Here is a 3,579-nt window from a genome sequence, read left to right on the forward strand (position 1 = left end):
CAGATCAAAGTAAGAAATCCGCCGAGAAGATTAACAATCTGGTCGTTGATATCAAGAATGCGATCGATTCCACCGTAACGGTGACAAAGGAAGGAACTAAAACAGTAGAAGAAGGAACCAAAATAAGTCAAGAAACGGCAGCAGCATTCTCGGAAGTGGCAAAGGCTGTTAACAATGTGGTATTGAACAATCAAAAAATTTCTTTAACTGTGGAACAACAGGCAGTTGCCATTCGACAAGTAGTCGATGCTATGAACAGCCTCAACCAATCGGCAAAAGAAACCGCTAGCGGTATTACTCAAACCAAATTAGGCACTCAACAATTGAACGAGGCAGCCCAAAATCTCAATTCAATTGTTTAAATGACGCTCTGTCTTTTGGGTTGGCAGACTAGCAATTGATAGCATGGAGTCATCAATTGCGATCGCAGCCGTCCCAGCTTGTCAAACCTCCGGCATCCAAGTCATACCATTTGAGATTTGAGATTTTAGATTTTAGATTTGGCATGACCGAGAATTTCAAAGGTGGTACCCGCCACGTGATTTATCCGTGGAATCAATCCCAAATCTCAAATCGAAAATCCTCAAGAAAGAGCATTTATCTCGCGCAAGTCAATCTAAAATCTAAAATCTAAAATCTCAAATCGATTGACTGAGGACTATCTGGGTTTGCTGCTTGCCGAAAGTTGCATTCTTTTTTGAAACTGGTATCAAAAGGAGCTCCGGCCCATCGCTACCGCTAGGGCGATCGAATTTCTGCCCTTAAACAAATCGTTAGCCGTCACTCCCGATCGAACTAACACCCGCCCTCCGCGCATTCCCCAGACAAACAGCACCGAACCCAGCACCAGCGTCACAACTATTTCCATAAGTTGAGAATATGGTCGCTTAACTAGGTTGTAACATTTATGCGATCGACTTGCACCCCAATCAAGAGTAGGAGAGAGCCCGAGTGGGGGAGTGAATTTGACAGTGTTTGGGTTTCGTTCCTCAATTCCCCGCTACAATCGAATAAACAGGATTTATCCAAAATCGCAGCAGGCAAAACAACCCTCAATCCTCAAGACTTCGACCTGCATCGCTTGTTGGATATTAAGTTTTGCCGGATTTTTTTTTATGAGTCTGAGTAAATGGTTGAGAATCAGATAATTCAGCTACCTAACCCAAAAGGAGATCTTGCCATGTTTGCCAACTTAAAGCTGAGAAACCGGATGTTAATCGGGTATGCAGTTCCCATTGCTTTATTTGTAGGATTAGTAGCGCCAGTTTTCTCAATCGCCAGCAAGAGAGGGGAGTCATATAGATAAACAAAAATCTCAATGGCTACCCGAGAAAGAGTGGAGCCTATGGCTTTTTACCTGGTTTACATGGTGGGAGATAAAAGAGGCTATATTTTCAACGGGGATGAATATTATTTAAACGATGCTCCGCCCGACTTACTAAAATTTAATAATTAGCCGTATCTCTAGGCAAGACGATTGAAAATCCCAGCCAGAAAACTCTGCTACAAAAAATAATTTACAATAAGAATATGCTAATTATTATGATTAAATGATTGAGCTAGTAAACCAAGGAAAGCAAAAAAAAGCGCTGGATTTTTTCACCCAAAAATGCGCATTAATTATGAATGAGTATTACGAATTAAATAACTACTGTGGTGAAAAAGAGCAGGAAATTCTTGACGCTGCAACTTCCAACCCCGAGGAAAATACCGGCTTTTTAGTCTCTGCCGTTTTGGTTGGGGCGCTCTTAGGTATCGCGATCGCCTTACTTGCTGCCTTTTTAATCTATTCAGGTATTGCTAAAACGATTAGTCACGCAGTAAATGCGATCGCCAGTTATTCCACAGAGATTGCGGCCACAGTTGAACAGCAGGAGGACACAGCCACACAGCAATCTAGCTATGTAAATCAAACTGCCATCACAATCGATGAGTTGGGCGCTGCTTCCCAACAATCAGCCAAGCTTGCCCAAGCTGGTGCGGAATGTGAACCGCAAGCTTTAAAGATCGCGGAAAGGGAAACCCTAGCAGTCGAGCCAACCCTGGAATCGATGATAATATTGAAAGAAAATGTAAAGGCGATCGCCCAACAAATTATGCGCTTGAACCAACAAACCAATCAGATTGGCAATATCTCTAGTGTGGTGACAAATTTAGCCAATCAAACAAATATCTTAGCGCTAAATGCAGCAGTAGAAGCGGGGCGGGCCGGTGAAAACGCCAAAGGTTTTAAGGTCTTAGCAACAGAAATCCGCCTTCCTAGCAGCTCAAAGTAAGAAATTTGCCGAGAAGATTAACAACCTTGTCGCTGATCTCAAGAAGCCATCGATTCCACTGTAACCGTAACAAATTAAGGCCCTAAGACAGTAAAAAAACAAAACAAAATTAGCCAAAAAATGGCATGAGCATAAGGATTTTAGAAGTTATATGGGCTTAATAAAAAAGGTACAGCCAGTGTTCACTCGGCATCCGCTATCACTAACCAAACTTGGTATTTAACAGCCAAGGCGATTAATTTTGATTTATTTGGGTAAAAAAAGGAAAATTCCAGATGATTAACTTCAAAGCCACAAAATTAAGAGAGCGTATCCTGTGGGGATATTCCATACCCATTTTGCTCTCAGTTGCAGCAGCTACTTTGGTTTTTTTTAATGCTAGAGAAGTAGAAAAAAAAGGAAAAATTCTCAATACTTCTAATTCTATTGTTATAAGTCTAAAACATCTTGAACTGGGATTTTCAGCTATGCAAAAAGCTGCTAGGGGCTATTTTTTGGAACAAGAGAGTGCTTTCTTAACAGAATACAATGAAGGGGTAAACAGCTTTGACTACTTCTATCAGGATTTACTTAAGCGGGTTCAAAACCCGCAGCAGCTCCAGCGGCTAGATGAAATGAATGTATTACAAGATCGGATAGACCAAAGCTATAGACAAGCCTTTTCTTTGATTGAGCAAGGTAAGCGAGACGATGGAATTAACTTGTGGAAGACACAAGTTCTACCAAAGCTTCGTCAGGTTGATGCTATAGCTAAGGAGTTTGAAACCACCCAGGAAGAGATTTTAGATGACAGAGAAAAAGAGCAAGTTCAAGCTTTGCAGTTCCTGACTACAGTGGTGATTTTAAGCACTGCTTTAGCTGCACTTACGGCAATTGCGCTCGGCCTGTGGATTGCTTCAGGCATTGCAAAGAAAATGAATCAATCAGTCAATATGATTGTTAGTTCTTCCACAGAGATTGCCGCCACAGTTGAACAGCAGGAACGCACAGCCACACAGCAATCTAGCGCTGTAAATCAAACTACCATCACAATGGATGAGTTGGCCGCTGCTTCCCAACAATCAGCCCAGCAAGCCCAAGCTGGTGCTGAATCTGCACGGCAAGCTTTAAAGAACACTGACAGGGGAGCCCTAGCAGTCGAGCAAACCCTCGAATCGATGACAATATTGAAAGAAAATGTCGGGGCAATCGCAGCAGAAATTCTGCGATTGAGCGAACAAACTAACCAGATTGGCAATATCTCTACTGCTGTCACAGATTTAGCCAATCAAACGAATATGCTGGCACTGAATGCCTCAGTAGA

General features: G+C 42.2%; 5 protein-coding genes. 4 read left to right on the forward strand and 1 reads right to left on the reverse strand.

Annotation, left to right across the window (positions count from 1 at the left end; translation table 11 throughout):
* Positions 1-362: methyl-accepting chemotaxis protein (locus QUB56_RS36450; protein WP_332961228.1), on the forward strand; the 362-nt coding region annotated here is incomplete at its 5' end.
* 347 nt (positions 363-709) lie between these two features.
* On the opposite strand, the gene QUB56_RS36455 is transcribed toward QUB56_RS36450, so the two are convergent.
* Entirely contained in the window at positions 710-868 is a 159-nt protein-coding gene (locus QUB56_RS36455) for a hypothetical protein (RefSeq protein ID WP_332961229.1), read from the reverse strand.
* Positions 869-1,318: 450 nt separating this feature from the next.
* Here QUB56_RS36455 and QUB56_RS36460 point away from each other — a divergent pair, with 450 nt between their 5' ends.
* The 3 genes from QUB56_RS36460 to QUB56_RS36470 form a co-directional block, all read left to right on the forward strand.
* Positions 1,319-1,456, forward strand: coding sequence for a hypothetical protein (locus tag QUB56_RS36460; protein ID WP_332961230.1), 138 nt, complete (start codon positions 1,319-1,321; stop codon positions 1,454-1,456).
* A gap of 166 nt (positions 1,457-1,622) precedes the next feature.
* Positions 1,623-2,276, forward strand: coding sequence for a methyl-accepting chemotaxis protein (locus QUB56_RS36465; RefSeq protein ID WP_332961231.1), 654 nt, complete (start codon positions 1,623-1,625; stop codon positions 2,274-2,276).
* Positions 2,277-2,551: 275 nt separating this feature from the next.
* Positions 2,552-3,579, forward strand: a 1,028-nt coding sequence (locus QUB56_RS36470; protein WP_332961232.1) for a CHASE3 domain-containing protein, incomplete at its 3' end; no start/stop codon positions are given.

Origin of the sequence: Microcoleus sp. AR_TQ3_B6 (assembly GCF_036702785.1) — a bacterium.
Taxonomy (GTDB): domain Bacteria; phylum Cyanobacteriota; class Cyanobacteriia; order Cyanobacteriales; family Microcoleaceae; genus Microcoleus.

Excerpts from the sequence above, each read along its gene's own strand:
- QUB56_RS36460 (WP_332961230.1), top strand. The coding sequence starts at position 1,319 with ATGGCTACCCGAGAAAGAGTGGAGCCTATGGCTTTTTACCTGGTTTAC.
- QUB56_RS36465 (WP_332961231.1), top strand. The coding sequence starts at position 1,623 with ATGAATGAGTATTACGAATTAAATAACTACTGTGGTGAAAAAGAGCAG.
- QUB56_RS36455 (WP_332961229.1), bottom strand. The coding sequence starts at position 868 with ATGGAAATAGTTGTGACGCTGGTGCTGGGTTCGGTGCTGTTTGTCTGG.